The 25765-nt window shown below is 62.8% G+C and carries 21 protein-coding genes and 2 rRNA genes; 15 read left to right on the plus strand and 8 right to left on the minus strand.

Annotation, left to right across the window (positions count from 1 at the left end; all coding sequences use genetic code 11):
- The 3 genes from FURADRAFT_RS18615 to FURADRAFT_RS18625 all read left to right on the plus strand — a co-directional run.
- A 23S ribosomal RNA gene (locus tag FURADRAFT_RS18615) occupies positions 1-382 on the plus strand; the annotation flags it as partial.
- A gap of 118 nt (positions 383-500) precedes the next feature.
- A 5S ribosomal RNA gene (gene rrf / locus FURADRAFT_RS18620) occupies positions 501-614 on the plus strand.
- Positions 615-857: 243 nt separating this feature from the next.
- Positions 858-3101: an ATP-binding protein gene (locus FURADRAFT_RS18625; protein ID WP_236261631.1), complete on the plus strand. Its 2244-nt coding sequence runs from the start codon at positions 858-860 to the stop codon at positions 3099-3101.
- Here the strand turns inward: FURADRAFT_RS18625 and FURADRAFT_RS18630 are convergent.
- From FURADRAFT_RS18630 to FURADRAFT_RS18655, 6 genes are all read right to left on the minus strand, one after another.
- Complete coding sequence (locus FURADRAFT_RS18630; protein ID WP_008955729.1) at positions 3091-4074, minus strand: GlxA family transcriptional regulator; 984 nt, start codon at positions 4072-4074, stop codon at positions 3091-3093. The genes FURADRAFT_RS18625 and FURADRAFT_RS18630 overlap by 11 nt on opposite strands.
- Positions 4075-4166: 92 nt before the next feature.
- The gene (locus FURADRAFT_RS18635) at positions 4167-4982 is read right to left on the minus strand and encodes an ABC transporter ATP-binding protein (RefSeq protein ID WP_008955730.1); all 816 of its coding nucleotides are present in this window, start codon (positions 4980-4982) and stop codon (positions 4167-4169) included.
- Positions 4983-5124: 142 nt separating this feature from the next.
- Positions 5125-5856, minus strand: coding sequence for an ABC transporter permease (locus tag FURADRAFT_RS18640; protein ID WP_008955731.1), 732 nt, complete (start codon positions 5854-5856; stop codon positions 5125-5127).
- A complete protein-coding gene (locus tag FURADRAFT_RS18645; protein WP_008955732.1) occupies positions 5853-6542 on the minus strand; it encodes an ABC transporter permease in 690 nt (229 codons plus the stop codon). The genes FURADRAFT_RS18640 and FURADRAFT_RS18645 overlap by 4 nt, the downstream gene beginning before the upstream one ends.
- Positions 6543-6596: 54 nt before the next feature.
- On the minus strand, positions 6597-7361 hold the full coding sequence (locus FURADRAFT_RS18650; protein ID WP_008955733.1) for an ABC transporter substrate-binding protein: 765 nt from the start codon (positions 7359-7361) through the stop codon (positions 6597-6599).
- Positions 7362-7438: 77 nt separating this feature from the next.
- Positions 7439-8203: an ABC transporter substrate-binding protein gene (locus tag FURADRAFT_RS18655; RefSeq protein ID WP_008955734.1), complete on the minus strand. Its 765-nt coding sequence runs from the start codon at positions 8201-8203 to the stop codon at positions 7439-7441.
- A 224-nt stretch (positions 8204-8427) separates the two neighbouring features.
- Between FURADRAFT_RS18655 and FURADRAFT_RS20660 the strand changes: the two genes are divergently transcribed.
- From FURADRAFT_RS20660 to FURADRAFT_RS18680, 6 genes are all read left to right on the plus strand, one after another.
- Positions 8428-8673 (plus strand): hypothetical protein, encoded by a 246-nt coding sequence (locus FURADRAFT_RS20660; RefSeq protein ID WP_150105106.1) that lies wholly within the window; start codon positions 8428-8430, stop codon positions 8671-8673.
- Between the two features lie 66 nt (positions 8674-8739).
- Positions 8740-13551, plus strand: coding sequence for an NAD-glutamate dehydrogenase (locus tag FURADRAFT_RS18660; protein ID WP_008955735.1), 4812 nt, complete (start codon positions 8740-8742; stop codon positions 13549-13551).
- A 415-nt stretch (positions 13552-13966) separates the two neighbouring features.
- Positions 13967-15079, plus strand: coding sequence for an ABC transporter ATP-binding protein (locus FURADRAFT_RS18665; protein ID WP_008955736.1), 1113 nt, complete (start codon positions 13967-13969; stop codon positions 15077-15079).
- A 108-nt stretch (positions 15080-15187) separates the two neighbouring features.
- On the plus strand, positions 15188-16225 hold the full coding sequence (locus FURADRAFT_RS18670; protein WP_008955737.1) for an ABC transporter substrate-binding protein: 1038 nt from the start codon (positions 15188-15190) through the stop codon (positions 16223-16225).
- A 91-nt stretch (positions 16226-16316) separates the two neighbouring features.
- The gene (locus tag FURADRAFT_RS18675; protein WP_008955738.1) at positions 16317-17579 is read left to right on the plus strand and encodes an ABC transporter permease; all 1263 of its coding nucleotides are present in this window, start codon (positions 16317-16319) and stop codon (positions 17577-17579) included.
- 3 nt (positions 17580-17582) lie between these two features.
- Complete coding sequence (locus FURADRAFT_RS18680) at positions 17583-18407, plus strand: ABC transporter permease (protein WP_008955739.1); 825 nt, start codon at positions 17583-17585, stop codon at positions 18405-18407.
- A 191-nt stretch (positions 18408-18598) separates the two neighbouring features.
- Here FURADRAFT_RS18680 and dut read toward each other — a convergent pair whose 3' ends face one another.
- Entirely contained in the window at positions 18599-19051 is a 453-nt protein-coding gene (gene dut, locus FURADRAFT_RS18685; RefSeq protein WP_008955740.1) for a dUTP diphosphatase, read from the minus strand.
- 73 nt (positions 19052-19124) lie between these two features.
- Positions 19125-20306 carry a bifunctional phosphopantothenoylcysteine decarboxylase/phosphopantothenate--cysteine ligase CoaBC gene (coaBC, locus tag FURADRAFT_RS18690; protein WP_008955741.1) on the minus strand — a complete coding sequence of 394 codons (1182 nt, stop codon included), beginning with the start codon at positions 20304-20306 and terminating at the stop codon, positions 19125-19127.
- Between the two features lie 152 nt (positions 20307-20458).
- Between coaBC and radC the strand changes: the two genes are divergently transcribed.
- The 6 genes from radC (at position 20459) to FURADRAFT_RS18720 (ending at position 25720) form a co-directional block, all read left to right on the plus strand.
- Complete coding sequence (gene radC / locus FURADRAFT_RS18695) at positions 20459-21133, plus strand: RadC family protein (protein ID WP_008955742.1); 675 nt, start codon at positions 20459-20461, stop codon at positions 21131-21133.
- A gap of 165 nt (positions 21134-21298) precedes the next feature.
- The gene (locus tag FURADRAFT_RS18700) at positions 21299-21550 is read left to right on the plus strand and encodes a hypothetical protein (protein WP_008955743.1); all 252 of its coding nucleotides are present in this window, start codon (positions 21299-21301) and stop codon (positions 21548-21550) included.
- A 153-nt stretch (positions 21551-21703) separates the two neighbouring features.
- Positions 21704-22603, plus strand: coding sequence for a ribokinase (locus tag FURADRAFT_RS18705; RefSeq protein ID WP_008955744.1), 900 nt, complete (start codon positions 21704-21706; stop codon positions 22601-22603).
- A gap of 112 nt (positions 22604-22715) precedes the next feature.
- Entirely contained in the window at positions 22716-24107 is a 1392-nt protein-coding gene (gene baeS, locus FURADRAFT_RS18710; protein ID WP_008955745.1) for a sensor histidine kinase efflux regulator BaeS, read from the plus strand.
- A gap of 4 nt (positions 24108-24111) precedes the next feature.
- Positions 24112-24798 (plus strand): winged helix-turn-helix domain-containing protein, encoded by a 687-nt coding sequence (locus tag FURADRAFT_RS18715; protein ID WP_008955746.1) that lies wholly within the window; start codon positions 24112-24114, stop codon positions 24796-24798.
- 265 nt (positions 24799-25063) lie between these two features.
- Complete coding sequence (locus FURADRAFT_RS18720; RefSeq protein ID WP_008955747.1) at positions 25064-25720, plus strand: EF-hand domain-containing protein; 657 nt, start codon at positions 25064-25066, stop codon at positions 25718-25720.
- Positions 25721-25765 lie beyond the last annotated feature (45 nt).

Below are 25765 nucleotides of genomic sequence, written 5' to 3' on the forward strand. Positions count from 1 at the left end.
GGGGCTGTAGCCGGTCCCAAGGGTATGGCTGTTCGCCATTTAAAGTGGTACGTGAGCTGGGTTCAAAACGTCGTGAGACAGTTTGGTCCCTATCTGCAGTGGGCGTTGGAAGTTTGACGGGGGCTGCTCCTAGTACGAGAGGACCGGAGTGGACGAACCTCTGGTGTACCGGTTGTCACGCCAGTGGCATTGCCGGGTAGCTAAGTTCGGAAGAGATAACCGCTGAAAGCATCTAAGCGGGAAACTCGCCTGAAGATGAGACTTCCCTGAGGGCTTGACCCTCCTGAAGAGTCGTTCGAGACCAGGACGTTGATAGGTCGGGTGTGGAAGCGCTGTGAGGCGTGAAGCTAACCGATACTAATTGCTCGTGAGGCTTGATCCTATCATTTGAGTGGCTTGGGCCACGCGGTGAATAGAGAGTGCGACGTACGATCGATTACCCAATTCGAAATGGAAGCCAGCTGGCTTCCAGGCTTCTTCTAGTTTGTTGACAGTTTATGTCTGGCGGCCTTAGCGAGGTGGTCCCACCCCTTCCCATCCCGAACAGGACCGTGAAACGCCTTAGCGCCGATGATAGTGCGGCATTGCCGTGTGAAAGTAGGACACCGCCAGACTCCCCTTATAAAAGCCCAGCTCATCCGAGCTGGGCTTTCTGTTTTTATGGCGCCGCCATGCCGCCATGCCGCAATGGCTCCTCTGGCTGATGCATTACGGGTGTTTGTGGCTGGGGATGGCACAGATGCCGCTTTTAGTTGTACATTCTTAATCTTCCCGACAATTCGATCGACCTGTGTCCTGGGGAGAACCCGTATGCCGCAGGCTTGCTGAATTCGTCAGACTGAATGGAATGGTCGCGCTTGAAATCGTCTCTTGGTCTCTCCGGCAAGCTCAGAAAATCGGCCTTGCCACTTCTGGCTTGGCTCGTCCTTTGTTTCTTGACGGCCTTGCTCTGGCTTCAGATGGAGAGAAGCCGCCTGGAGGAGGGGTTTGAGAAGGATGGTCGTGCGGCTTACGTGCAGATTGCGCGTAAGCTGGATCAGAACGAGGCCGTGCTCCAGGCAGCTCATGCCATGGTGGCGTCGCGTGACACATCCGATATCGCCGCCTTGAGCGCTTTTTCCCGAGAAATACTGGCGAATTACCCCAAGCTCTATACCATTCTTTTCTATCAAAAAGTCGTGCCGACGGAGCGTGATCGGTATCTCGACCAAATGTCACGCGAGATTGGCGAGCCTGCTTCTATTACCGATTTCGACCTTAATCGGCGTCGTTCGTGGAGGGCGGCACCTCTTCGCGATGTCTACTACCCGGCCACGATGGTGGAGCCGGTTACTCAGGCGTCGCGACGGCTCTACGGCTACGACATCCTGCATGAGCCTCGGCTGGCTCGCGAACTGAGGCAGGCCATCGCGACAGGCGAAATTGTGGTCTCGATGCCGTTCGAACTGGCTGGGGACGAGCGGGCATATCTGCTGATGAAGGGTGTCTACCGCAATGGTGGGCCAGGGGTGATTCCGTTGCGTCCCGATTCTCCCCTGGTTGAGGGGGTCGTGGCGGTGCAGGTCCACTTCGAGCAATTGCTGGCTCCGCTGCGCCTGGAGTCGCAGTCGCTGAATATTGCGTTGTACCAGCGTGAGTTGCCGGGAGTGCATGGGTCGCTCTTGCTCTATGAGCGTTCACTCCGGCCGAGCAAAGTGTCGCAATGGCCGTTGTTCCAGCGTTTCGAATCCAAAATGGACTTGCCCAGCGATGCGCAGCCGTTCGTCTTGAGTCTGTCGCGCAACGTGACCTGGGCCGAGTTGCGACTTAGTGTACTGGTCTTCCAGGAGTTGCTGGTGACCCTGTTGTTGTTGGCGCTGTGGCAGGTGTATCAACAGCGTCTGCACTTGCACCGCGCCCGTTCGGCTGCCGATGAGGCGCTGTTCAGCCAGCGTGAGCGGGTGGAGGTAGCATTGAATGCCATCCGTGATGGTGTGATCACGCTGAGTCACGATCGCAAGGTGGAGTGGGTCAATCCGATGGCGCAGGAACTGCTGGGCTTGCTGCCGGAGCAGCTGCTGGGTCGGGATTACCGGGAAGTATTGCGGCTGCAGCAGGGGCTGGCCGACGTTTCCCAGGTCGACCCGATTGGCCAAAGTTTTCTCTACCAGCAGGTGGTGGAGTTTCCCGACGAATTGTTGTTGTCGACATTTTACGGTGAGACCCGCCTGGTCGAAGGGGCGGTGGCCCCGCTGTTTTCCCGCACCGGGGAAATGAACGGTGCCGTTTGTGCGATCCGCGACATGGGGCCGATCCGGCGCCGGGCGCAGGCGGTGCTGGAGGCGAGCGAGAGTCGGGTGCGGGACCATCTTGAGAAGCTGTCGCACGTTGCGCGCTTGCACACGATGGGGGAGATGGCCTCGGGGATCGCTCATGAACTGAACCAGCCGCTGGCGGCCATCAGCAACTACTGTGCGGCATCGCTGGCGATGCTGGAGGATGTCGAGGAGGCTCCGGCGCAGGTGACCGATGCCTTGAAGGCCGCCATCCGCCAGGCCGAACGCTCCGGCGAAATCATCAAGCGGCTGCGCGCCTTCGTCAGCAAGCGCAGCATGGATGTACGCCAGGTCGATCTGAATCTGCTGGTGGGAAACAGCCTGTTCCTCGCCGAGCATGACCTGCGCAGCAATGGTGTGCAGGTGGTGCAGATGCTGTCGGCCAACCCGGTGACGGTGATGGCCGACAGCATCCAGATCGAGCAGGTGTTGATGAACCTGCTTTCCAACGCCATCGAGGCGATGAAGGGGGAGCGGGAAGGGGCGCGGCAACTGGTGATCCATAGCCACGTGGCGCTGTCCAATGCCATTCTGGAGGTGCGCGACAGCGGGCGGGGTATTTCGCCCGACGTGCAGGCGGTGCTGTTCCATCCCTTCTACTCGACCCGCGAAGGAGGGATGGGACTGGGGCTGTCGATTTGCCAGACCATCGTCGAGCAGTACGGTGGTTCAATCGAGGCGGAAAACATTCCCGGCAGCGGGGCGTGTTTCCGGCTGCGGCTGCCCTTTGCCCCGCCGCTATCGTTGTCAGAGGCGGCGGTGTCGTCGGTGGCGGCTACTCGCTAGCGTTCTTGCCGGTGTTGCGCGAGGAGCGTTCTTCGCGCGGGGTGATGCCGAAGTGATTGCGATAGCTGCTGGAGAAGTGGGGGCCGCTGGAGAAGCCGCACGCCAGCCCGATCTGAACGATGGATTTGGAGGTTTGCTGCAGTAATTGCCGCGCGCGCTTCAGACGCAGCTCAAGGTAGTATTTCGACGGCACCGCGGAGAGGTGCTGCTTGAACAGGCGTTCCAGTTGCCGCCGCGAGATGCCGACATAATAGGCGATGTCGTCGGTCGTCAGCGGTTCTTCGATATTCGCCTCCATCAGGCTGACGGCTTCGGTCAGCTTGGGCTGGCTGGCGCCGATACGGGTGGCGAGGGGAATGCGCTGCCGTTCGTTACCGGGACGGATGCGCTCCATGCTGAACAGCTCGGAGAGCTGGGCGGCGAAGTCGTGCCCTTGCTGCTGCCCCACCAGCACCATCATGAAGTCCAGCGTCGAGGCTCCTCCTGCACAGCTCATGCGGTTGCGGTCGATCTCGTACAGATTGGACGAGACGATGACTTCCGGAAACTCCTCGGTGAAGCGGTTGATCTCTTGCCAGTGGATGGTGCTGCGGTAGCCGTTTAACAGGCCGGCGCGGGCCAGCCAGTAACTGCCGCAGCCGATCCCGATGAGTTGCAGCTTTTCCGTGGCCTGGGCATGGATCGTCTTGCTCAGTTCGTCGACGTCGACGTCCCCGGCGATTTCATCGGCAATGACGAACAGCCCGTCCAGTTTGGGCGCGTAGCTGAGCGGCAGGTCGACCGGGGCCTTGATGCCGTTGGTCAGGGGCATGGCGTCGCCGCTGGGGGAGAGCAGCAGGAATTCGTAGAGCTTTTTTTCGGCCAACTGGTTGGCGCGGGACAGCACTTCGGTGATCAGGGCCAGATCGGCCATGGCGGCGTGGGGCAACAGCAGGATGCCGTAGCGAAGCGGTTTGGCGACTTGCGTCTGCATAGCCATAGTTGACCGGAAAGCGAACTTGCGAGGAAAAGACTCTGCCAAGTCGGGGACTTGGCAGACGAATGATTAATGCCGTAATTGTATGATTATTTCAGGCTGCCCGAGAGGAATTGTGCCAGCCGCTCGCTCTTCGGCTTGACCAGCACTTCCTTCGGATTACCCTGCTCCTCGATGCGGCCCTGGTGCAGGAAGATGACGTGGTTGGAGACCTCGCGGGCGAAGCCCATCTCGTGCGTCACGACCACCATGGTGCGGCCTTCGCGCGCCAGGTCCTGCATCACGCGCAGCACTTCGCCGACCAGTTCCGGGTCGAGCGCCGAGGTCGGCTCGTCGAACAGCATGACTTCCGGTTCCATCGCCAGGGCGCGGGCGATGGCGACGCGCTGCTGCTGACCGCCGGACATGTGCGACGGGTACTTGTCTTCGACGTTCTTCAGGCCAACTTTTTCCAGGTACTTGCGGGCGCGGGCGATGGCTTCGTCCTTGGGCACGCCGAGCACGTGCACCGGAGCCTCGATGATGTTCTCCAGCACCGTCATGTGCGCCCACAGGTTGAAATGCTGGAACACCATGGCGAGCTTGGTGCGCAGTCGCGCCAGCTGCTTGGCGTCGCCCGCCTTGAGGGCGCCGTGGCGGCTGTCCGGAACCAGCTGCAGTTCTTCGCCGGCAGCGAAGATCTTGCCGCTGTTGGGTTGTTCCAGCAGGTTGATGCAGCGCAGGAAGGTGCTCTTGCCCGAGCCCGACGAGCCGATGATGCTGATGACGTCGCCGGCGTGGGCGGTCAGCGACACGCCCTTGAGCACTTCGTGGCTGCCGTAGCTTTTGTGGATGTCGGCAACGTGCAGCTTGACTTGGCTGTCGAGGCCGGTGGAGGTGGCGTTGGGGTGTTCGATCGGTTTCATCGCTCAGCAAATCCCTGTCTTGAATGCGTCGTGGGTTGCGCACCGGCCACGGTGGGGTCATGGCCGGTGGCACTACGTGGGCGGGTAACGTCTCGCCTCACGCGATAATCGGATTCATCCTGCTTGTCGCTGGCTGTCCGGCTCAGTGCTTGCGCGGTGCCAGGTAGGCCAGCCAGCGTTTTTCGGCCAACTTGAACAGCCAGACGAACAGGAAGGTGAAGGCCAGGTAGATCAGGCCCGCCATCAGGAACGGTTCGAACGGCATGTAGGTGTCGCTGTAGATGCGGCGGGCGACGCCAGTGACGTCGGCCAGCGTGACCAGGCCGGCGATCGAGGTGCCTTGCAGCATCATCACCACTTCGTTGCTGTAGGCCGGCAGCGCGCGGCGCAGTGCGGCCGGGATGACGATGCGGCGCATCATCAGCCACTTGCTCATGCCCATGGCCTTGGCCGCTTCGATCTCTCCCCAGTGGGTATTGCGGATCTGGCCGGCGATGATCTCGGTGGTGTAGGCCGCGGTGTTCAGCGTGAAGGCCAGCAGCGCGCAGAAATAGGCTTCCTGCAGGTAGGTCCAGGCCCAGCTCTCGCGCACCGCCTCGAACTGCGACAACCCGTAGTAGATGATGAACAGCTGCACCAGCATCGGCGTGCCGCGGAACACGTAGGTGTACAGCCAGACCGCGCCGGACACCAGTCGGTTCCTGGAGACACGCATCAATCCCAGCGGAATCGACAGGGCCAGGCCGCCCAGCAGCGAGTAGAACAGCAGCTCCAGCGTCAGGATCAGGCCGTCGCTGGTGGACAGCACGGCTTCTCCGCTGCCGCCACCCAGAAAGGACGGAAAATTCTCGATCATCAGGTTGGCGTCAATCACAGCTCACTCTCCCGTACACCCGTCGAATAGCGTTTGTTCATCGCGTTCAGGGCCACAATCGACACCGTGGTGATCAGCAGGTAGATCGCCGCTACCACCATGTAGACGGTAAAGGGTTCCTGGGTGATGGATTTGGCGGTGTCCGCCTTGTACATCATGTCGTTGAGGCCGATCACCGAGACCAGCGCGGTGGATTTGACCAGTACCAGCCAGTTGTTGGAGAAGCTCGGCAGGGCGAAGCGCACCATCTGCGGCGCGGTGATGCGGAAGAACACCCGCAGCGGCGACATGCCATAGGCTGCGCCGGCTTCCATCTGCCCCTTGGGCACCGACATGATGGCGCCGCGGAAGGTTTCGGTCATGTAGGCGCCGAAGATGAAGCCGATGGTGAGCACGCCGGCGATCATCGGGTTGATTTCCGGTGCACCCAGGCCGAAGCGTTCGGCGACATCGTTGATCAGCATCTGGCCGCCGAAAAACAACAGGAACATCCAGACCAGGTCGGGCACGCCGCGCACCACGGTGGAATAGAGTTCGGCCGACCAGACCAGGGCGCGGGAATGCGCCATCTTGAACATGGCGCCGATCAGTCCGAGGACCACCGACACCACCAGCGAAGCCGCCGCGACTTCCAGCGTCAGTGCCGCGCCTTCCAGAATGCTGGGAAGATAACCCTGCAAAAACATGCTGTTCTCCTGGAATGGCCGTGCCGGCATGGCGTGCCGGCGCGGCCATTCCTATCAGTTGCCGTAGATGTCGAAGGAGAAGTACTTCTTCTGGATCTTGTCGTAGCTGCCGTCGGCGCGGATCTGCTTCAACGCCTTGTTGATGCGCTCGAGCAGGGCGGCGTCGGTCTTGCGCACGGCGATGCCGGCACCCTCGCCGAAGTATTTGGCTTCGTTGTAGGCCGGGCCGGCGAAGGCGAAGCCCTTGCCGTTCGCGGTTTTCAGGAAGTCGGTGTCGCCCACGGCGGCATCGACGAAGCTGGCGTCGACGCGGCCGGCCTTCAGGTCGAGGAAGGATTCCGGGGCCTTGCCGTACGGCACCAGCTTGGCGCCCAGCTTGACCCAGTGGTCGCGGGCGTATTTTTCCTGGATCGAGGAGCGCAGCACGCCGATTTTCTTGCCCTTGAACCAGGCATCGTTGACCGCGGTGCCTGCCTTGGCTACCAGGCGGCTCGGCATGTTGTAGTACTTATCGGAGAAGTTGACCGCCTTCTTGCGCTCATCGGTGATGTTCATCGAGGCGATGATGACGTCGAATTTCTTGGCGTTGAGCGCCGGGATGATGCCGTCGAAGTCCTGCGGCTCGACGTCACAGGTCACTTTCATCGCCGCGCACAGGGCGCGGGCGATGTCCGGATCGAAGCCGGCCATCTTGCCGTCCGGACCTTGTTGGGAGAACGGCGGGTAGCTGGCATCGGTGGCGAAACGCAGTGTTTCGGCGTGGCTAGCGGCGGTCAGCGCGCACAGCAGCGCGCCCAGCGTCAGCAAGGGCTGTTTCATGGAGTCTCCAGCGGAAAGGGTAGGTGGCTCGAATCGGGCCCATGCCTCGGCACGGGCCGTCCGGGGTTGGCCGAAGCTCAGTGGCCGTACACGTCGAAGGCGAAGTACTTGTCCTGCACCTTCTTGTAGGAACCATCCTTGCGGATCTGCTCGATGGCCGCGTTCAGACGTTCACGCAGCGCGTTGTTACCTTTCTTCACGGCGATGCCGGCGCCCAGGCCGAAATACTTGGCATCGGCATATTCCGGGCCGACAAAGGCGAAGCCCTTGCCGCGCGGGGTTTTCAGGAACTCCTGATCGCCCACTGCGCCGTCGACGAACACGGCGTCAAGTCGGCCGCTGGTCAGGTCGAGGAACGACTCCGGGGATTTGGTGTAGGCGACGATCTTGGCGCCCGTCTTGCCCCAGTAATCCTTGGCGAACTTCTCCTGGGTCGAGGCGCGCAGTGCACCGATCTTCTTGCCCTTGAAGCTGTTCTGGTCGACCTTGGTGCCAACCTTGGCGATGATGCGGCTCGGGATGTTGTAGTACTTGTTGGTGAAGTCGACGGCCTTCTTGCGCTCGTCGGTGATCTGCATCGAAGACAGGATGGCGTCGAACTTGTTGGTGTTCAGCGCCGGAATCAGGCCGTCCCAGTCCTGCGGCACGATCTCGCAGGTAGCCTTCAGCGCCGAGCACAGCGCATGGGCCATGTCGATATCGAAGCCTTGCGGTTTGCCGTCCGCGCCCTGCTTGGAGAATGGGGGGTAGTTCAGGTCAACGCCAAAACGGATGGTCTCTGCCTGGGCAGCGGACGCGAACAGCGGGGCGGCCAGCGCCACAGCCATCAAAACCTTTTTCATCGAATGCCTCTCTATTTCTCAGAACGTGAACCGGGTGCCAGAACGGTTTTCTGACACGGTCCCGCATAATGTCGTGCCGAAGTGGTGAACCAGGCCGGGGTATGGCCGGCTACCCGCCGGTTTTCTCGTCGGCCGGTGATGCCCCGGCCCTTGTATGAGCCCATGGTGGCACGAACATTTGTGGTCGAACAATCCACTCGCCTTGGCGGGGCGGGGTGGAGAAAATGAAGCCGCGCATTCTACCGGGTTTTTGGATTGCTGAAAAATATCAACAAAAACAGCTAGTTATGTATTTTCAAAACCGCACCCGCAAGAAAATTCCACAAAAGTCTTTTTATAATTGGCTGTCGCATTGCTATAAGCCTATGAGTGGTGGAAAAAGCAATCTCTCACCCCCGCCCATACACGAATGCTGCTGTGCAACCAAGGAAGATGTAAGAGCGTGTCGCTTTATAGAAATCTTGTGCTGATCGACCTCTCTACAATCCCTGCTCAGCAGAGCCCTTACCCCTGCGCAAACAACACAGAGAAAACCAATGTCCCTCAGCAACATGACAGAACACGCCAGCCTGATTGACGACATTCAGGCGGAGGCTGACAGCAAGCTGTCCAGTGATGAGCAACAAAAACTGGCCCCTTTCTTTCCGGTCTATTTCGAAGAAGCAGAGTACGACGACCTGCGCCGGTATTCGTCGCTGGATTTGTTCGGCGCGGCGATCGCCCATTACGATTTCGCGCAGCAGCGCAAACCCGGCGCCCACAAGGCGCGCATCTACAACCCGGATTTCGAGCGTGACGGCTGGCAGAGCACGCATACCGTGATCGAAGTGGTCGGCGACGACATGCCGTTCCTGATCGACTCGCTGGCGATGCTGCTGTCGCGCTACAACCTCAACCTGCACCTCCTGATCCACCCGGTGGTGGCGGTGGCACGCGATGCCAAGGGGCAGCTGGTGGAACTCAAGCGCACCCAGGGCCGCGACCTGCCGCTGGAATCGTGGATTCACGTCGAGATCGACCGCGTCTCCGACGCTGCCACGCTCAAGCGACTCGAAAGCGATCTGAACCGCGTCATTTCCGATATCCGCCTGGTGGTCAACGACGAGCCCAAGATGCGCGCGGCGCTCTCTGAGATCGCTGACGATCTGGCCAAGGTGAAGGGCGCTCGTGGCGACGAAGCCCGCGAGGCCATCGACTTCCTGCATTGGATGGGTAACAACCATTTCCTGCTGATGGGCTACTGCGATTACGACCTCGTCAAGCGCGATGGCAAGGACAGCCTGAAGATCATCAAGGAAAGCGGTCTTGGCATCCTGAAGGAGCAGGGCGACAAGGAGTACTCCGCCAGTTTCGAACAGCTGCCGCAGGAACTGCGTGAGCTGGCCCACCTGCCGCAACTGATCATTCTGAACAAGTCGCAGACCCGTTCGATCATCCACCGCCCGGCCTACATCGACTTCGTCGGCATCAAGCGCTTCAACAGCAAGGGCGAAGTGATCGGTGAGCGCCGTTTCCTCGGCCTGTACACCGCCCACGCCTACCAGGTCTCGCTGAAGAACATCCCGATCGTGCGCCGCAAGGCCGAGTACGTGGTCAACTACTGCGACTACGTCGACAACAGCTACAAGGCCAAGACCCTGGGCTTCGTGCTGGAAAACTACCCGCGCGACGAGCTGTTCGAAATTCCCGCCGAGACGCTGGCCCCGATCATCGAAGGCATCGTCAACCTGCAGGAGCGCCCGCGCGTGCGCCTGTTCGTGCGCACCGACCGCTACCATCGCTACGTCAGCTGCCTGGTGTACGTGCCGCGCGACAGCTTCAATACCGAAGTGCGCCTGAAAATCGAGAAGGTGCTGCTGAACGCCTTCAACGGCACCGCGGCCGAGTTCAGCGTGCAGATCGGCGACGGCACGCTGGCGCTGGTGCATTACACCATCCGCACCCATGCCGCCGGCCTGCCGGCATTCCACGAGTCGGACATCGAGGCGGAAATTGCCCGCGTGGTGCGCGGCTGGCAAGAAGAACTGCACCAGTTGCTGGTCGAAGCGCACGGTGAAGAGCAGGGCAATAGCCTGTTCCACCGCTACAAGGGCGCCTTCCCGGTGGCTTACCGTGAAGAGTTCGCCGCCCGCAACGCCGTGCTCGACATCCAGCTGATGCAATCGCTGGGTGGCGAAAAGCGTCTCGGCATGAAGCTGTATCGACCGCTGCATCGCGGCACCAATGCCTTCAACCTGAAACTGTTCAGCGCCGGCGAGCCGCTCGGCCTGTCCGCCAGCCTGCCGATCCTCGAGAACATGGGCGTGCGCGTCCGCGACGAGCACCCCTACCGCGTGCAGAGGTCCGACGGTGCCGAGGTGTGGATCAGCGATTTCGGCCTCGACGTTGGCAGCGCCTATGAGCAGATGGCGACGGATGACGTGCAGCACGACTTCCAAGAACTGCTGTCGCAAGTCTTCGCCAAGCGTTGCGAAAACGACGGCTTCAACCGCCTGGCGCTGGTGGCCGGCCTCGACTGGCGCGAAATCTCGCTGGTGCGCGCCCTGGCCAAGTACCTGCGTCAGGGCGGCCTGACCTTCAGCCAGGCCTATATCGAGCAGTGCGTGGCCAACTACCCGGCCATCACCCGTAACCTGGTGAGCCTGTTCCAGGCCCGTCTGGACCCGGTCAACGCCGACGACGCCCAGGCTGAAACACTGCAGGCCGAGCTCAAGAACCTGCTCGACAAGGTGGCCAACCTCGACGAGGACCGCATCCTCAACGGCTTCCTGTCGGTGATCCTGGCGGTACGCCGCACCAACTTCTGGCAGAAGGCCGAGGACGGCCAGTTCAAGTCCTATATCTCGTTCAAGCTGGAGTCGAACGCCATCCCGTTCCTGCCGCAGCCGCGCCCGATGTTCGAGATCTGGGTGTACAGCCCGCGTGTCGAAGGCGTGCATCTGCGCGGCTCGAAGGTAGCGCGCGGCGGTCTGCGCTGGTCCGACCGCATGGAAGACTTCCGCACCGAAGTGCTGGGCCTGGTCAAGGCGCAGATGGTGAAGAACTCGGTGATCGTGCCGATGGGCTCCAAGGGAGGTTTCGTCTGCAAGCAGCTGCCGCCGGCGAGCGACCGCGAAGCCTTCATGGCCGAAGGCATCGCCTGCTACAAGACCTTCATCTCGGCGCTGCTCGACGTCACCGACAATCTGGTCACCGGCCAGATCGTGCCGCCGAAGGAGGTGCGCCGTCTGGATCCGGACGATCCGTATCTGGTGGTGGCCGCCGACAAGGGCACCGCGACCTTCTCCGACATCGCCAACGGCATTTCGGAACAGTATGGCTTCTGGCTTGGCGATGCCTTCGCCTCGGGCGGCTCGGCCGGCTATGACCACAAGGGCATGGGCATTACCGCACGCGGCGCCTGGGAATCGGTGAAGCGCCACTTCCGCCATCTGGGCGTCAACACCCAGGAGCAGGATTTCACCGTGATCGGTATCGGCGACATGGCCGGCGACGTGTTCGGCAACGGCATGCTGCTGTCCGAGCACATCCAGCTGATCGCTGCGTTCAACCACATGCACATCTTCCTCGACCCGACCCCGAATGCGGCGGTCAGCTTCGCGGAACGTGCGCGCCTGTTCAACCTGCCGCGTTCGAGCTGGGCCGACTACAACCGCGAGTTGATCTCGCAGGGCGGCGGCATCTTCGAGCGTTCGGCCAAGTCCATCCCGCTGTCGCCGGAAGTCAAAGCCTGGCTGGAAACCGACAAGGACAGCATGGCGCCGAACGAGCTGATCCACGAGATCCTCAAGGCCCGCGCCGACATGCTGTACAACGGCGGTATCGGTACCTACGTCAAGGCGTCGACGCAGAGCCACGCCGATGCGCGTGACCGCGCCTGCGATCCGGTGCGCGTCGACGGCCGTGAGCTGCGCGTGAAAGTGGTGGCCGAAGGCGGCAACCTGACGTGCACCCAGCTGGGCCGCGTCGAGTTCGCTCTCTCCGGCGGCCGCATCTGCACCGACGCCATCGACAACTCGGCGGGTGTGGACTGCTCCGACCACGAGGTCAACATCAAGATCCTGCTGGGTGCGGTGATGCAGGCCGGGGACATGACGCTCAAGCAGCGCAATGAGCTGCTGGCCGAAATGACCGAGGAAGTGGGGCATCTGGTGCTGCGCAACAACTACCTGCAGACCCAGGTGCTGGCGATCAAGCAGCAGGAAGCGGCCTCGATCCTGTCGACTCATGCCCGCATGATCGTCCACATGGAGAAGACCGGCGAACTGAATCGCGAGATCGAATACCTGCCGTCCGAAGCCCAGATCAACGACCGCCGTCTGGCGCGTCAGGGTCTGACCGCGCCGGAAGTGGCGGTGCTGCTGGCCTACAGCAAGATTTCGCTGGATCAGGCGATCCTGGCGACCGACGTGCCGGACGACGTCGATTTCCTGCCGGTGCTGGTGAACTACTTCCCGAAACCGCTGCAGGAAGGTTTCCGCGGCCAGATGGAGAAACACCATCTGAAGCGCGAGATCATCTCCAACCAGCTGGCGAACCAGATCATCAACCGCATGGGCACGACCTTCGTGTTCCGCCTGCAGGAAGAGTCGCCGTTCTCCGCGGCCGACATCGCCCGTGCCTGGTGGATCGCCAGCCGCGTGTTCAACGCCGAACAGCTGTGGGGCCAGATCGAGGCGCTGGACAACCAGATTCCGGCCGACCAGCAGATGGAACTGATGGTGATCGTGCGTACCCTGATCGAGCGCGTGACGCGCTGGGTGCTGCGCAACAAGCGTCCGTTCAGCTCGGTCAACGCCGTGATTGATCAGTACGGCGCCAAGGTGCAGGCTCTGCTTGCGGCGCTGCCGGAGCTGATCAGCGCCACTGACTACCCGACCGTGGCGGCGATGGAAGCTCGTCTGGATATCCCGAACCTGCCGGCCAGCCTGGCGCGCGTGCTGGCGCGTCTGGAGTTTGCCGTGCCGCTGATGGACATCATCGAAATCGGCGAGGGTGAGGAGCTGACCCAAGGCGTTCTGGCCAGCAATTACTACCGCCTGGGCAAGGTGCTGCAGCTGGACTGGATGCGCGAGGCGATCACCCGTCTGCCGCGCGACAATCGTTGGCAGTCGCTGGCGCGTTCGGCGTTGCGCGATGACCTGTATCGCCTGCACCGCAAGGTGGCCAAGCTGGCGATCCAGGAGTGCAAGGAGTCGGAAGACCTGGCCAGCGCCTGGCTGGAAAAGCGTCACCACGATGTCGAGACCTGCCACCAGATGTTTGCCGAATTGCAGGCATTCCAGGCGCTGGACCTGGCGATGTTGTCGGCCGGCATGCGCGAGCTGAACAACCACCTGTTGGCTTGACCCGTTTCCATTCTCCCTTCAGACCGGCCGCAAGGCCGGTTTTTTTATGGCTGCCGTTTAATATCCTCACCGTCCAGTGTGCTTAAAAAAATAGACGTTTCGCACGTTATTAAAGTTATTGATCGATATAAACTTATTATTTGCAACTAAAACTATAAAATAATTGGGTTTGTTCAACGATTGTTGTATTTATTTAACGCTTTCACTCTTGTGGTTTTACTTGAAATTAAACATTGTTGATTGGCCGAGCCGTTGTGGGCTATCGTTGCGCTACAGGTTTCAAGCACAAGCTCAAGACCGGTCTGCATGGCAGGCGGGGAGAAAACAGAAGCCGAATGGCCTATAACATGGGCTGCCTGTATGAGAAATGGAATCACGTTCCGCTGGTCGGACATTTAGTTTCAGAGGAGAAACCATGGTGCCTGAAGTCGTTCCCGACAATGAGGTGCTGGTCAGCTTTCGCGGTGTTCAGAAGAGCTACGATGGCGAGAGCCTGATCGTCAAGCATCTGGATCTGGATATCCGCAAAGGAGAATTCCTGACCCTGCTTGGGCCTTCCGGTTCCGGTAAGACCACTTGCCTGATGATGCTGGCCGGGTTCGAGACCCCGACGCATGGCGAGATCCGCCTCAATGGCGCCTTGCTCAACCACGTTCCGCCGCACAAACGCAATATCGGCATGGTGTTCCAGAACTATGCCCTGTTCCCCCACATGACGGTCGGCGAAAACCTCGCCTATCCGTTGAAGATCCGCAATTTCTCCAAGTCCGATATCGATGCCAAGGTGATGCACGCGCTGTCGATGGTCAAGCTGGAAAAGCTGGCGCATCGCTATCCGGCACAGCTCTCCGGCGGCCAGCAGCAGCGCGTGGCCTTGGCGCGCGCGCTGGTGTTCAACCCGCAGCTGGTGCTGATGGACGAGCCCTTGGGTGCGCTCGATAAGCAGCTGCGCGAGCACATGCAGATGGAGATCAAGCACATCCATGACTCGCTGGGCGTGACCGTGGTGTACGTCACCCACGATCAGGGCGAGGCCCTGACCATGAGCGACCGCGTCGCCGTGTTCAAGGACGGCATCATCCAGCAGATAGACAGTGCCTATAACCTGTACGAAGCCCCGGTGAACTCCTTCGTCGCCAGTTTCATCGGCGAGAACAATACGCTGGAGGGCGAGGTGCAGAGCCTGCAGGACGGCCTCTGTCAGGTGAAGCTGGGCGACGGCATCGGTCTGACGGCCAAGGCGGTATGCGCCGACCGGGCCGGGGCGCGCACCACCATGTCGATCCGTCCCGAGCGCGTGCGTCTGAACGGCGCCTCGGAGCAGTGCGCCAACCGCTTCCAGGGCAAGCTGCAGGAGTTCATCTATTTCGGCGATCACGTGCGCTTGCGCATGGACGTGGCGGGCAACCCATCCTTCATCGTCAAGGTGCCGGTGAGCGAGCTCGACGGCTCCTGGTCAGTCGGCGACTCCATCGCCCTGGGCTGGAATCCGGAAGACATCCGGGCACTGGACCCCCTCAATCCGTAGTTTTTCACACACACAAGACAGATCGACGCCACAGGTACGTCGCAATGAGCCCGGGAACACGGGTTTTGCCTATCACTAAACTGAACTGGGTTTCAGAGGAGAAGCTGGATGAAAAACGTTACCAAGAAAATCATCGTTACCGCTGTGCTGGGCGGGGTTTCGCTGTCGGCTCTGGCTGCCGAAAGCCTGACCGTCATTTCTTTCGGCGGGGCGAACAAGGATGCTCAGGCAGCCGCTTACTACCAGCCGTACGAGAAGGCGACCGGAACCAAGATCACCGCGGGGGACTACAACGGTGAAATGGCCAAGGTGAAGGCCATGGTGGAAGTGGGCCGTCCGACCTGGGACGTGCTTGAGGTGGAATCGCCGGAGCTGCTGCGCGGCTGCGAAGAGGGCATCTTCGAGAAGATCAACTGGGCCCAGGTGGGCAACAAGGCGGACTTCGTCAAGCCGGCGGTTTCCGAGTGTGGCGTGGGCATCTTCGTGTGGTCGACCGCCCTGGCCTACAACGCCGACAAGCTGAAGGGGGCGCCGACCTCCTGGAAGGATTTCTGGGATGTGAAGAAATTCCCGGGCAAGCGCGGCCTGCGCAAGGGCGCCAAGTACACGCTGGAATTCGCCCTGCTGGCCGACGGCGTGCCGGCCTCCGATGTCTACAAGGTGCTGGGCACCAAGGCCGGCGTGGACCGCGCCTTCAAGAAGCTCGACCAGCTGAAGCCGAACATCCAGTGGTGGGAAGCCGGCGCCCAGCCGCCGCAATTCCTGGCCTCCGGCGACGTGGTGATGAGCTCGGCCTATAACGGCCGCATCGATGCCGCGCAGAAGGAAGGCAAGAACCTAAAAGTGGTGTGGAACGGCAGCATCTACGACGTCGATTCCTGGGCGATTCCGAAGGGCGCCAAGGTGAAGGAGGCGATGAAGTTCATCAACTTCGCCAGCAAGCCGGAAAACCAGAAGAACTACTCGGCGCACATCGCCTACGGTCCGACCAACCTGAAGACGGTCAAGCAGATGGACGCCAAGCTGGTGGCCAACCTGCCGACCGCTCCGGCCAACCTCAAAGGGGCGCTGGCGCTGGACGTACCGTTCTGGGTTGAGCATGGCGAAGACCTGGAAGAGCGTTTCAACGCCTGGGCTGCACGCTGACCTTGAGGCCGGCCTGGCGTGAGCCGGGCCGGTATGTAACTGCGGTTCCCGCCGCGACAGGGTGGCGGGGCCCCTCTCTCAGGTTGATGACATGTCGGAAAGTCTTATCATGAATGCGCCGTTGACGGCCGCCGATGGCGAGCCGCTCAAGAAGAAACTGGCGCGCGAGCAACGCCTGAAACAATTCAAGGCGATCGCCCTGGTCGCCCCGCTGGGGTTGTTCCTGCTGCTGACCTTTCTGGTCCCGATCACGTCGCTGCTGTTCCGCAGCGTCGATAACCCGGAAGTCGTGACTGCGCTTCCCCATACCAGCCAACTGATCCGTTCCTGGGATCAGCGCGGCCTGCCGTCGGACGCGGTGTACTCCGCGCTAGCCGAGGATCTGGCCCGCGCCAAGACAGACGGTACGCTGGCCGACGCCAGCAAGCGCCTCAATATGGAAATCAGCGGCTACCGCTCGCTGTTGATGCGTACCGCGCGCAAGATGCCGCTGCACGTGGCGCCGGGCGAGTCGGTGCGTGACCACTTTATCCAGATCGATGAACGCTGGGGCGATCCCGACCACTGGCACGCCATTGCCCGCAACGCCAAATCGTGGAGCCCGTATTACCTGTATCGCTCGCTCGACCTGCGCGAGAACAAGAGCGGGGTGCCGGAGCTGACGCCGGTCAACGAGCGTGCCTACCTCAGCATCTTCGGCCGCACCATGTGGATGAGCCTGTGGGTGACGGTGTTCTGCATGCTGCTGGGCTACCCGGTGGCGTACTGGCTGGCCAACCTGCCCAAGCGTCAGAGCAACCTGTTGATGATCCTGGTGCTGCTGCCGTTCTGGACCTCGGTGCTGGTGCGGGTGGCGGCGTGGATCGTGCTGTTGCAGTCCGAAGGGCTGATTAACAGCGGCCTAATGGCGCTGGGCATCATCGACCACCCGCTGCAGCTGGCGTTTAACCGTACCGGCGTCTACATCGCGATGGTGCACATCCTGCTGCCGTTCGTGATCCTGCCCAGTTACAGCGTGATGAAGAGCATTCCGCCTTCGTACGTCAAGGCAGCGATTTCGCTGGGCGACCATCCGTTCGCGGCGTTCTGGAAGATCTACTTCCCGCAGACGCTGCCGGGGGTGGCGGCCGGGGCCTTGCTGGTGTTCATCATGTGCCTGGGCTACTACATCACGCCGGCCTTGCTGGGCAGCCCGGAAGACCAGATGGTGAGCTATTACGTCGCCTTCTACACCAACGTCACCATCAACTGGGGCATGGCCGCCGCATTGGGCAGCCTGCTCTTGATCGCCACCCTGGCGCTGTACGCGGTGTACAGCAAGCTAGTGGGGACCGACCGTCTGAGCCTGGGGTAAATCATGCTGCCTAACTACGCCTCTCCCGTCGAGAAGCTCTGGTACTGGACGTTCCGCCTCGTGTGCGTGCTGGTGCTGGTGTTCCTGATGTCGCCGCTATTGGCGATCATTCCGCTGTCGTTCTCGGCCGACAGCTTCCTGGTCTACCCGATCAAGTCGTTCTCGTGGCGCTGGTACGGGGAGTTCTTCGGCAACGGCGAATGGATGCACTCGCTGAAGAACAGCTTCATCGTGGCGCCGGCCGCCACGCTGCTGGCGACGGTGCTGGGGACGCTGGCGGCGGTCGGCCTGACCAGCTCGAACTTCCCCGGCAAGTCGCTGCTGATGACGGTGCTGATCTCGCCGATGGTGGTGCCGGTGGTGATTGTCGGCGTCGGTGCCTACCTGTTCTTCTCGCCGCTGGGCCTGACCAACAATTACCTCGGCCTGATCTTGGTGCATGCCGCGCTGGGGGTGCCGTTCGTGGTGATTACCGTGTCGGCGACGCTGAGCGGTTTCAATACCAGCCTGATCAAGGCCAGCGCCAGCCTGGGAGCGAATCCGCTGCTCACCTTCCGCAAGGTGGTGCTGCCGCTGATCGCGCCGGGCGTGGTGTCGGGGGCGCTGTTCGCCTTCACCACTTCGTTCGACGAGGTGGTGGTGACGCTGTTCCTGGCCGGTCCGGAGCAGGTGACGCTGCCGCGCCAGATGTTCAGCGGCATCAAGGAGAACATCAGCCCGGCGATCGCGGCGGCGGCGGCGGTGCTGATCCTGTTCTCCACCACCTTGCTGCTGACGCTGGAGTGGCTGCGTGGCCGCTCGGAGCGTATCCGCACTGCCAAGGCCTGAGGCGTTTGCCGCTGGATGTAAAAAAGCCCGGTTATGCCGGGCTTTTTTGCGTCCAGGCAGGACCTGGAGCTTGTGACAGAAATCGTCGCTAGCCTCCCCAGGCTGGCTCGAGAAGCGCAGCCCTACATATTATATGGCGCGCATCACAGGGCCGGCTTGGGGGGCGTAGTAGCCGATTTATTTACATGCCTTCAGTGCCGGCCGCTGCTGCCGAAGCCGTTCTCGCCGCGGTGCGAGGCGTCGAAGTCGTCGACGATGTTGAAGCCGACCTGCACCACCGGCACGATCACCATCTGGGCGATGCGCTCCAGCGGTTCGAGTGCAAAGTTGCTGTGCCCGCGGTTCCAAACCGAGACGAACAGCTGGCCCTGGTAGTCGGAGTCGATCAGGCCGACCAGGTTGCCCAACACGATGCCGTGCTTGTGACCCAGGCCGGAGCGCGGCAGGATCATCGCGGCGAGGCCGGGGTCGGCAAGGTGGATGGCCATGCCGGTGGGGATGAGCTGGGTTTCGCCCGGTTTGATTTCCATCGGGCTGTCGATGGCGGCGCGCAGGTCGAGCCCGGCCGAGCCGGCGGTGGCGTAATTAGGCAGGTTGTCGTGCAGGCGCGGGTCGAGAATCTTGACGTCGATGACGGGTTTCATGCGGAGTCCTTGAATAATCGTGAAAGGTTGGCCGAAACCGGGCTTCGGCCAACCTCTGAGTGGATCTGGCGGTTTAGCGCTGGGGTAGCAGTGTCGCCAGATGCGCGACGATGGCGTGGGCCACCTGCTCCTTGGGAAGAGCCGGCAGCGGGTGGGCACCGGCGTCGTCGAGCAGCACCACTTCGTTGTGGTCGGCGCCCATGGCCAGTTGTGCCAGGTTGGCGACCAGCAGCGGCACCTTCTTGCGCCGGCGCTTGGTTTCCGCGAATTCGAGCAGGTTCTGGCTTTCCGCGGCGAAGCCGACGCAGAACGGCGCCGCCGGCAGGCCGGCTACGGTGGCGAGGATATCCGGGTTTTCTTCCAGTTCGATGACCGGTACGGCATCGCCCTTCTTCAGCTTGTGCTCCGACCGGTTCTTGACGCGGTAGTCGGCCACCGCCGCCACGGCGATGAAGACGTCGCTGTGGCCGACTTCCTGCAACACCGCCTGGTGCATCTCGGCGGCGCTGACCACGTCGAGGCGGCGTACGCCGACCGGGCAGGGCAGGCCGGTCGGGCCGGAGACCAGCGTCACCTCGGCACCGGCATCGCGGCAGGCGCGAGCCAGCGCATAGCCCATCTTGCCGGAGCTGACATTGGTGATGCCGCGCACCGCGTCGATTGGCTCGAAGGTCGGGCCGGCGGTGAGCAGCACCTGCTTGCCGGCGAGGCGTTTCTCAACGAAGAAGCCTGCCAGGCGCTCGGCGATCTCTTCCGGTTCCAGCATGCGGCCGAGGCCGACTTCGCCGCAGGCCTGTTCGCCGGCGGCCGGGCCGAACACTGTCACGCCGTCGGCGACGAGCTGGGCGACATTGCGCTGGTTGGGCGGGTTGTCCCACATCTGCTTGTTCATCGCCGGGGCGACGATCAGCGGGCAGGTGCGCGCCGCGGCCAGCGTCGAAATCAGGTCGTCGCAGGCGCCGTGCGCCAGCTTGAACAGGCAATCGGCGCTGGCCGGGGCGATCAGGAACACGTCGGCGCGGCGCGACAGCTCGATGTGCGCCATGGCGTTGTCCGGACGCGGGTCCCACTGGCTGGTATAGACCGCATGGCCGGACAGAGCCTGGAAGGTGGTCGGCGTGACAAAGCGGGTGGCGGCGTCGGTCATCACCACGTCGACGCGGTGTCCGGCCTTGACCACGAGACGGGTCAGCTCGGCCGCCTTGTAGGCGGCGATGCCGCCGGTGACGCCCAGCAGTATCCGTTTGGCAGACATGGAAAGCCTTTGTGCAAGCTGAAAAGGTAAAAGTGTACCGGAAATTGCCGGCCTCGGTGGCGGCTCCGCTGTCGCCGCCGCGCCGGCTATGATTTTGGCATGGAGTTGGGTTTAATGGCGAAAACAAGCTATAGCACAATGAGGAGCCGATCATGTCGATCTGCGACTGGCCTGCCGCGGAGCGGCCCCGGGAAAAGCTGCTGGCACAGGGGGCCGGGCGTCTTTCCGACGCCGAATTGCTGGCCATTTTTCTGCGCACCGGTATCAAGGGGCTGTCGGCCGTCGACATGGCACGCCGGTTGATGACCGAATTCGGTTCCCTGTCGCGGCTCTTGTCGGCCAACCTGGCCGAGTTCGAGCGCCAGCCCGGCCTCGGCGTGGCCAAGTACACCCAGCTGATGGCCACCAAGGAACTGGTGCGACGGGCGCTGGCCGAAGAGATGAAGCTGGCCGATGCGCTGTCGAGCCCGCAGGCGGTGCGCGACTTTCTGCGGCTGAGCATCGGCCTGCGCGACGTCGAAGTGTTCGTGGTGATCTTCCTGACGGCACAAAACCGCGTTCTGGCGGTCGAAGAAGTATTTAGCGGCACCTTGAGCGAGACCCGGGTCTATCCGCGCGAGGTGGTGCGGCGGGCGCTGGCGCACAACGCGGCCGGCGTCATCGTGGCGCACAACCACCCATCCGGTGTCGCCGAGCCGTCGTCGGCCGACCGGGCGCTGACCGATACCCTCAAGGCCACGCTGCAACTGGTGGATGTCCGCTTGCTGGACCATTTCGTGATCACGGGAAGCCATGCCGAGTCGTTTGCCGAGCGTGGCTGGCTGTAGGGCGTATCTGCTGCTGCGGGGCTGCCGGCGTCGCGCAAAGAGCCCATCCTCATGCCGGTGACAGGTGATGCCCGGCCGTCGACAGTGCGGCCCGGCGCGAGTCGCCTCATTCAAATGTAACTGTCGAGCTTGGTTCTACATTCTTCGCATCACGAGGAGGTCGTCATGAACATCCTGCGCTTGCTGAATGAATCAGAGTACATCCAGGTGAACAACCAGTTCATCAAGCCCGACTATCAATACGCCTCGGAAGAGTTCGCCGACGACGAGGATATCGCACTGGCGGCGAAGCTGGACGGCCAGGAGCTGATCCTGACCGTGGCCGAGTTGGAAGAGGCGACCCCGCTGGCCGACGGCGGTTTCTGGCTGGAAGGGGTGGGCTACCTGCGCTTCCTGTCTCGTGAAAGCCTGCACTGAGTCCATTCCCCGCCGCTCATGGCGGCGGCGACCGTCGTACCGTGGCCCGCTCATGGTGAGCCGGGCACAGGCTTGGTCCCGACGCCTTCTCCTCTGCGCTATCGTCAAACGTGAGCCCCCGGCGGTGTGGCCGGGGGCACCTTGGGGAGAACCATGCCAAAGATCGTGGTGATCGGCAGCATCAATATGGACCTGGTCGTGCTGTGTCCTCGTTTTCCGGCGCCGGGCGAAACGCTCCTCGGCGAGCGTTTCTTCACCTGCCATGGCGGCAAGGGGGCCAACCAGGCGGTCGCGGCGCGCCGCCTCGGCGCCGAGGTGAGCTTCATCGGGCGTGTCGGCGACGACGGCTTCGGCCGCGAATTGGTGGCCGGGCTGCAGCAGGAGGGGGTGGACACGCGTCACGTGGCGGTGACTCCCGGTGTCGCCAGCGGCGTCGCCACCATCACCGTCAGCGGCGGGGAGAACGCCATCGTCGTCGTGCCCGGTGCCAATCATGAGCTGAGTCCGGACGATGTGCGCCAGGCCGAAGCCGAGATCGCTTCGGCCGACGTACTGCTGACGCAACTGGAAATTCCTCTGGACGCCGTGGAAGAAGCTGCCTGGCTTGCCGAGCGGCATGGCGTGCCGCTGATCCTCAACCCGGCGCCGGCGCAGGTCCTGCCGGCCGAACTGCTGGCGAAGGTGGCCTACCTTACGCCCAATCAGCACGAACTGGCGCAGCTGCTCGGTGCGGAGGCCGCCGGGCTCGAGCGCCTGCCAGCGTGGCTGGCAGGCAAGGTGGTGCTGACGCGAAGCGGGGAGGGGGCCGATTATATCGATGCGGCGGGTGTGCTTCACCACCAGCCCGGGCGCGCCGTGACGGTGATCGACAGCACCGGGGCCGGCGATACCTTCAACGCCGCGCTGGCGGTGTTTCTACCCTTGGGCATGACGGCCGCGCTGGAGCGCGCCGTTGCGGCAGGGGCGCTGGCGGTGACGCAGCCGGGGGCGCGGGCCGGCATGCCGACGGTCGCACAGCTGGAGGCGTTCCTCGCCGGAGCCGGTCAACGGTGAAAAAAGTGTGAAACTTGCCGCTGCGGGGCGCGCGGCTCTTGCCGCGCCGGCCGGCTGTTTCCACAATGCTTCCATCCCGACCCTGGGGCGTCTCGCCCCGCCCACACGACTCATGAAGCTCGGCATCACCTCCAAACTGTTTTTTGCCATCCTGTTTTGTTGCGTGGTGGTCGCGATCGCCATCGGTGCCGCCAGCCGCCTGAGCTTCAAGCAGGGGTTTCTCGATTACGTTAGCCAGCGCGACGCCCAGCGCCTGGAAACGCTGAAGACCAGTCTGGTTGACGCCTACCGTGAAGAAGGCAGCTGGGCCTTTCTGGTCGGCAACGAGCGGCTGTGGCGCCGGCTGGTGCGCACCGAGGTTCATCCCGAGGGGCCACGCGGCCGGCACGAACCGCTGCCGCACCCCGGTTTTCGCCTGCCCCTGCCGCCGCTGACGCTGCTGGATAGCGGCGGGCGCGTGGTGATCGGGGCACCCAGCTGGCCCACCGATGCCACCCGCACCGCCCTGCTGCTGGACGGCCGCACCATCGGCTGGCTGGTGAGCGTGCCGGTCAGCCGCCTGACCAATGCCGCCGACCTGCGCTTCCAGGAAGGGCAGCTCAAGGCCGGCTGGCTGTTCGCGCTGCTGGGGGTGGTGCTGGCCGCCGTGGTAGCGATGCTGCTGGCGCGCGTCATGCTGGTGCCGGTGAAGCGTCTGGCGGCGGCGTTGCACCAGTTGGCGACCGGCGACTACAGCACGCGGGTCGTGGCCAGTTCGCGCGACGAGCTGGGCCAACTGGCGGGCGACTTCAACCGCCTGGCGCGGGTGCTGGAAAACAACGAGCAGATGCGCCGCCACTTCATGGCGGACATCTCGCACGAGCTGCGTACCCCGCTGGCGGTGCTGCGCGGGGAGCTGGAGGCGATGGAGGACGGCGTGCGCACGCCGACGCCGGAGGCGCTCAAGTCGCTGCAGGCCGAGGTCTCCACCTTGAGCAAGCTGGTGGACGACCTGTACGAGCTGTCGCTGGCCGATGTCGGGGCGCTGAGCTACCACATGGAGGTGTTCGATCCGGCGGACGTCCTGCAGCAGGCGCTGAACGCCTTCGGCGAGCGCCTGCAGGGCCGCTCCATCCGCCTCGAAACACGCCTCCCGCCGGGGGGCGGCTGGACCATCGAGGCCGACCCGCAGCGCCTGCTGCAGCTATTCAACAACCTGCTGGAAAACGTCGTGCGCTATACCGATCCCGGCGGGCGGCTGCGGGTGGGCGTCAGCCGCGACGGCGAGTGCCTGCGCATCGATTTCCAGGATTCGGAACCGGCGGTGCCGGCCGAGGCCTTGCCACGGCTGTTCGAGCGGCTGTACCGGGTGGAGGGCTCGCGCAACCGCGCCAGCGGCGGCGCCGGCCTCGGCCTGGCACTGTGCCGCAGCATCGTCGAGGCGCATGGCGGCACGATCGAGGCCCGCCCGTCGCCGTTGGGCGGGCTGTGGATTTCCCTGACTTTCCCCTTACGGATGCGTTGAGAGCATGAACCCGTCTCCCAAGCCAGCCTACGTCCTCGTGGTCGAGGACGAACCCAAACTGTCGCGCCTGCTGGCGGATTACCTCGCGGCAGCCGGTTTCGAGACCGCCTGTCTGGCGGACGGCCTGGCCGTGGTGCCCGAGGTGCGGCGCCGTCTGCCGGACCTGATCCTGCTCGACCTGATGCTGCCCGGCCGCGACGGCCTCGACATCTGCCGCGAGTTGCGCGCCTTCAGCGACGTGCCGATCGTCATGGTCACCGCCCGGGTCGAGGAGATCGACCGTCTGCTCGGCCTGGAGCTGGGCGCCGACGACTACATCTGCAAGCCGTACAGCCCGCGCGAAGTGGTGGCGCGGGTCAAGGCCATCCTGCGCCGCAGCCAGCGCCATGGCGCACTGCCGGCCGATGCCGGGCTGACGATCGACGAGGAGGGCTATCAGGCCTCGTGGCAGGGGCGGCGGCTGGAGTTGACCCCGGCCGAATTCCGCCTGCTGCGCACGTTGGCTTCGGCGCCGGGGCGGGTGTTCTCGCGCGACCAATTGCTCGATCACCTCTACGCCGATCACCGCGTGGTGACCGACCGCACCGTCGACAGCCACATCAAGAACCTGCGCCGCAAGCTGGAGCAGGCCGCGCCGCAACAGGAGATGATCCGCTCGGTGTACGGCGTCGGCTACAAGCTGGAATTGTGAACGCGCCCTAAGAACCTGTTCACGATCTTGCTGCGCATCCCTGATCGGGGCTCATGTGCTGCTCGAAATCCTCATGTACTCCAGTACATTCCGGTTCCTGCGCTGCTCTTCACCCCGCTGAGGGCTGCTCGCGACAGATCGTGAACAGGTTCTAACACTTGCTTCACCGTTTCTCCACGCTTTCTCTCCAGTTCCCTGACATTTCCGGCTTACGCTTTCTTCATCGGATGGTGGCGAGGCCATCTATATTCACAGGGAGATTGCAATGAAACGGAAAGTCGTACTGACACTGATCCTGGCCGTGGTGAGCGCTTCGGCATTGGCCGCGGCCAATGGCGCCGCCCCCAAGGAGGGGCCGATGGACGGGCCGGCGGCGCGCTTCGCGCAAGCCGACAAGAACGGCGACGGCCAGCTGAGCCGTGACGAAGTGCAAGCGGCGTGGCCCCGTCTGGCGGCCGATTTCGACAAGGCCGATACCAATCACGATGGCCAGCTGAGCCGGGACGAGCTGCATCGCTTCATGCACGAACGCTTCGCGCAGCGGCACCACGGCCGCCGCCATTTCCAGCAGTGTTTCGCTCAGGCCGACAAGAACGGTGACGGCCAGCTGAGCCTGGAAGAGGCCCGGGCCGGCATGCCGAGGTTGGCCGAAGACTTTGCCAAGCTGGATCTCAACCACGATGGCCAGCTCAGCCGCGACGAACTGCGCCAGGCGATGCGCGAACATTTCCGCCACGAGCCGGGGCGTGAGCACGAGCACGCGCCGTTCTTCGCCAAGCTGGATAGCAACGGCGACGGCAAGCTGAGCCTGGATGAGGTCAAGGCGGCGTTCGAACGCGCCGACACCAACAAGGACGGTTTCCTGAGCAAGGACGAGTTGCGTGCCGCCGCTGGACCGCGTCCGGAGGACTGCGGCCGCTGAGCGTGGTTTGCGCCCGGCGAGGCCGCTGCCGTGCCGTGTCCTGTC

Source organism: Pseudogulbenkiania ferrooxidans 2002 (assembly GCF_000174355.1).
Lineage (GTDB): Bacteria > Pseudomonadota > Gammaproteobacteria > Burkholderiales > Chromobacteriaceae > Pseudogulbenkiania > Pseudogulbenkiania ferrooxidans.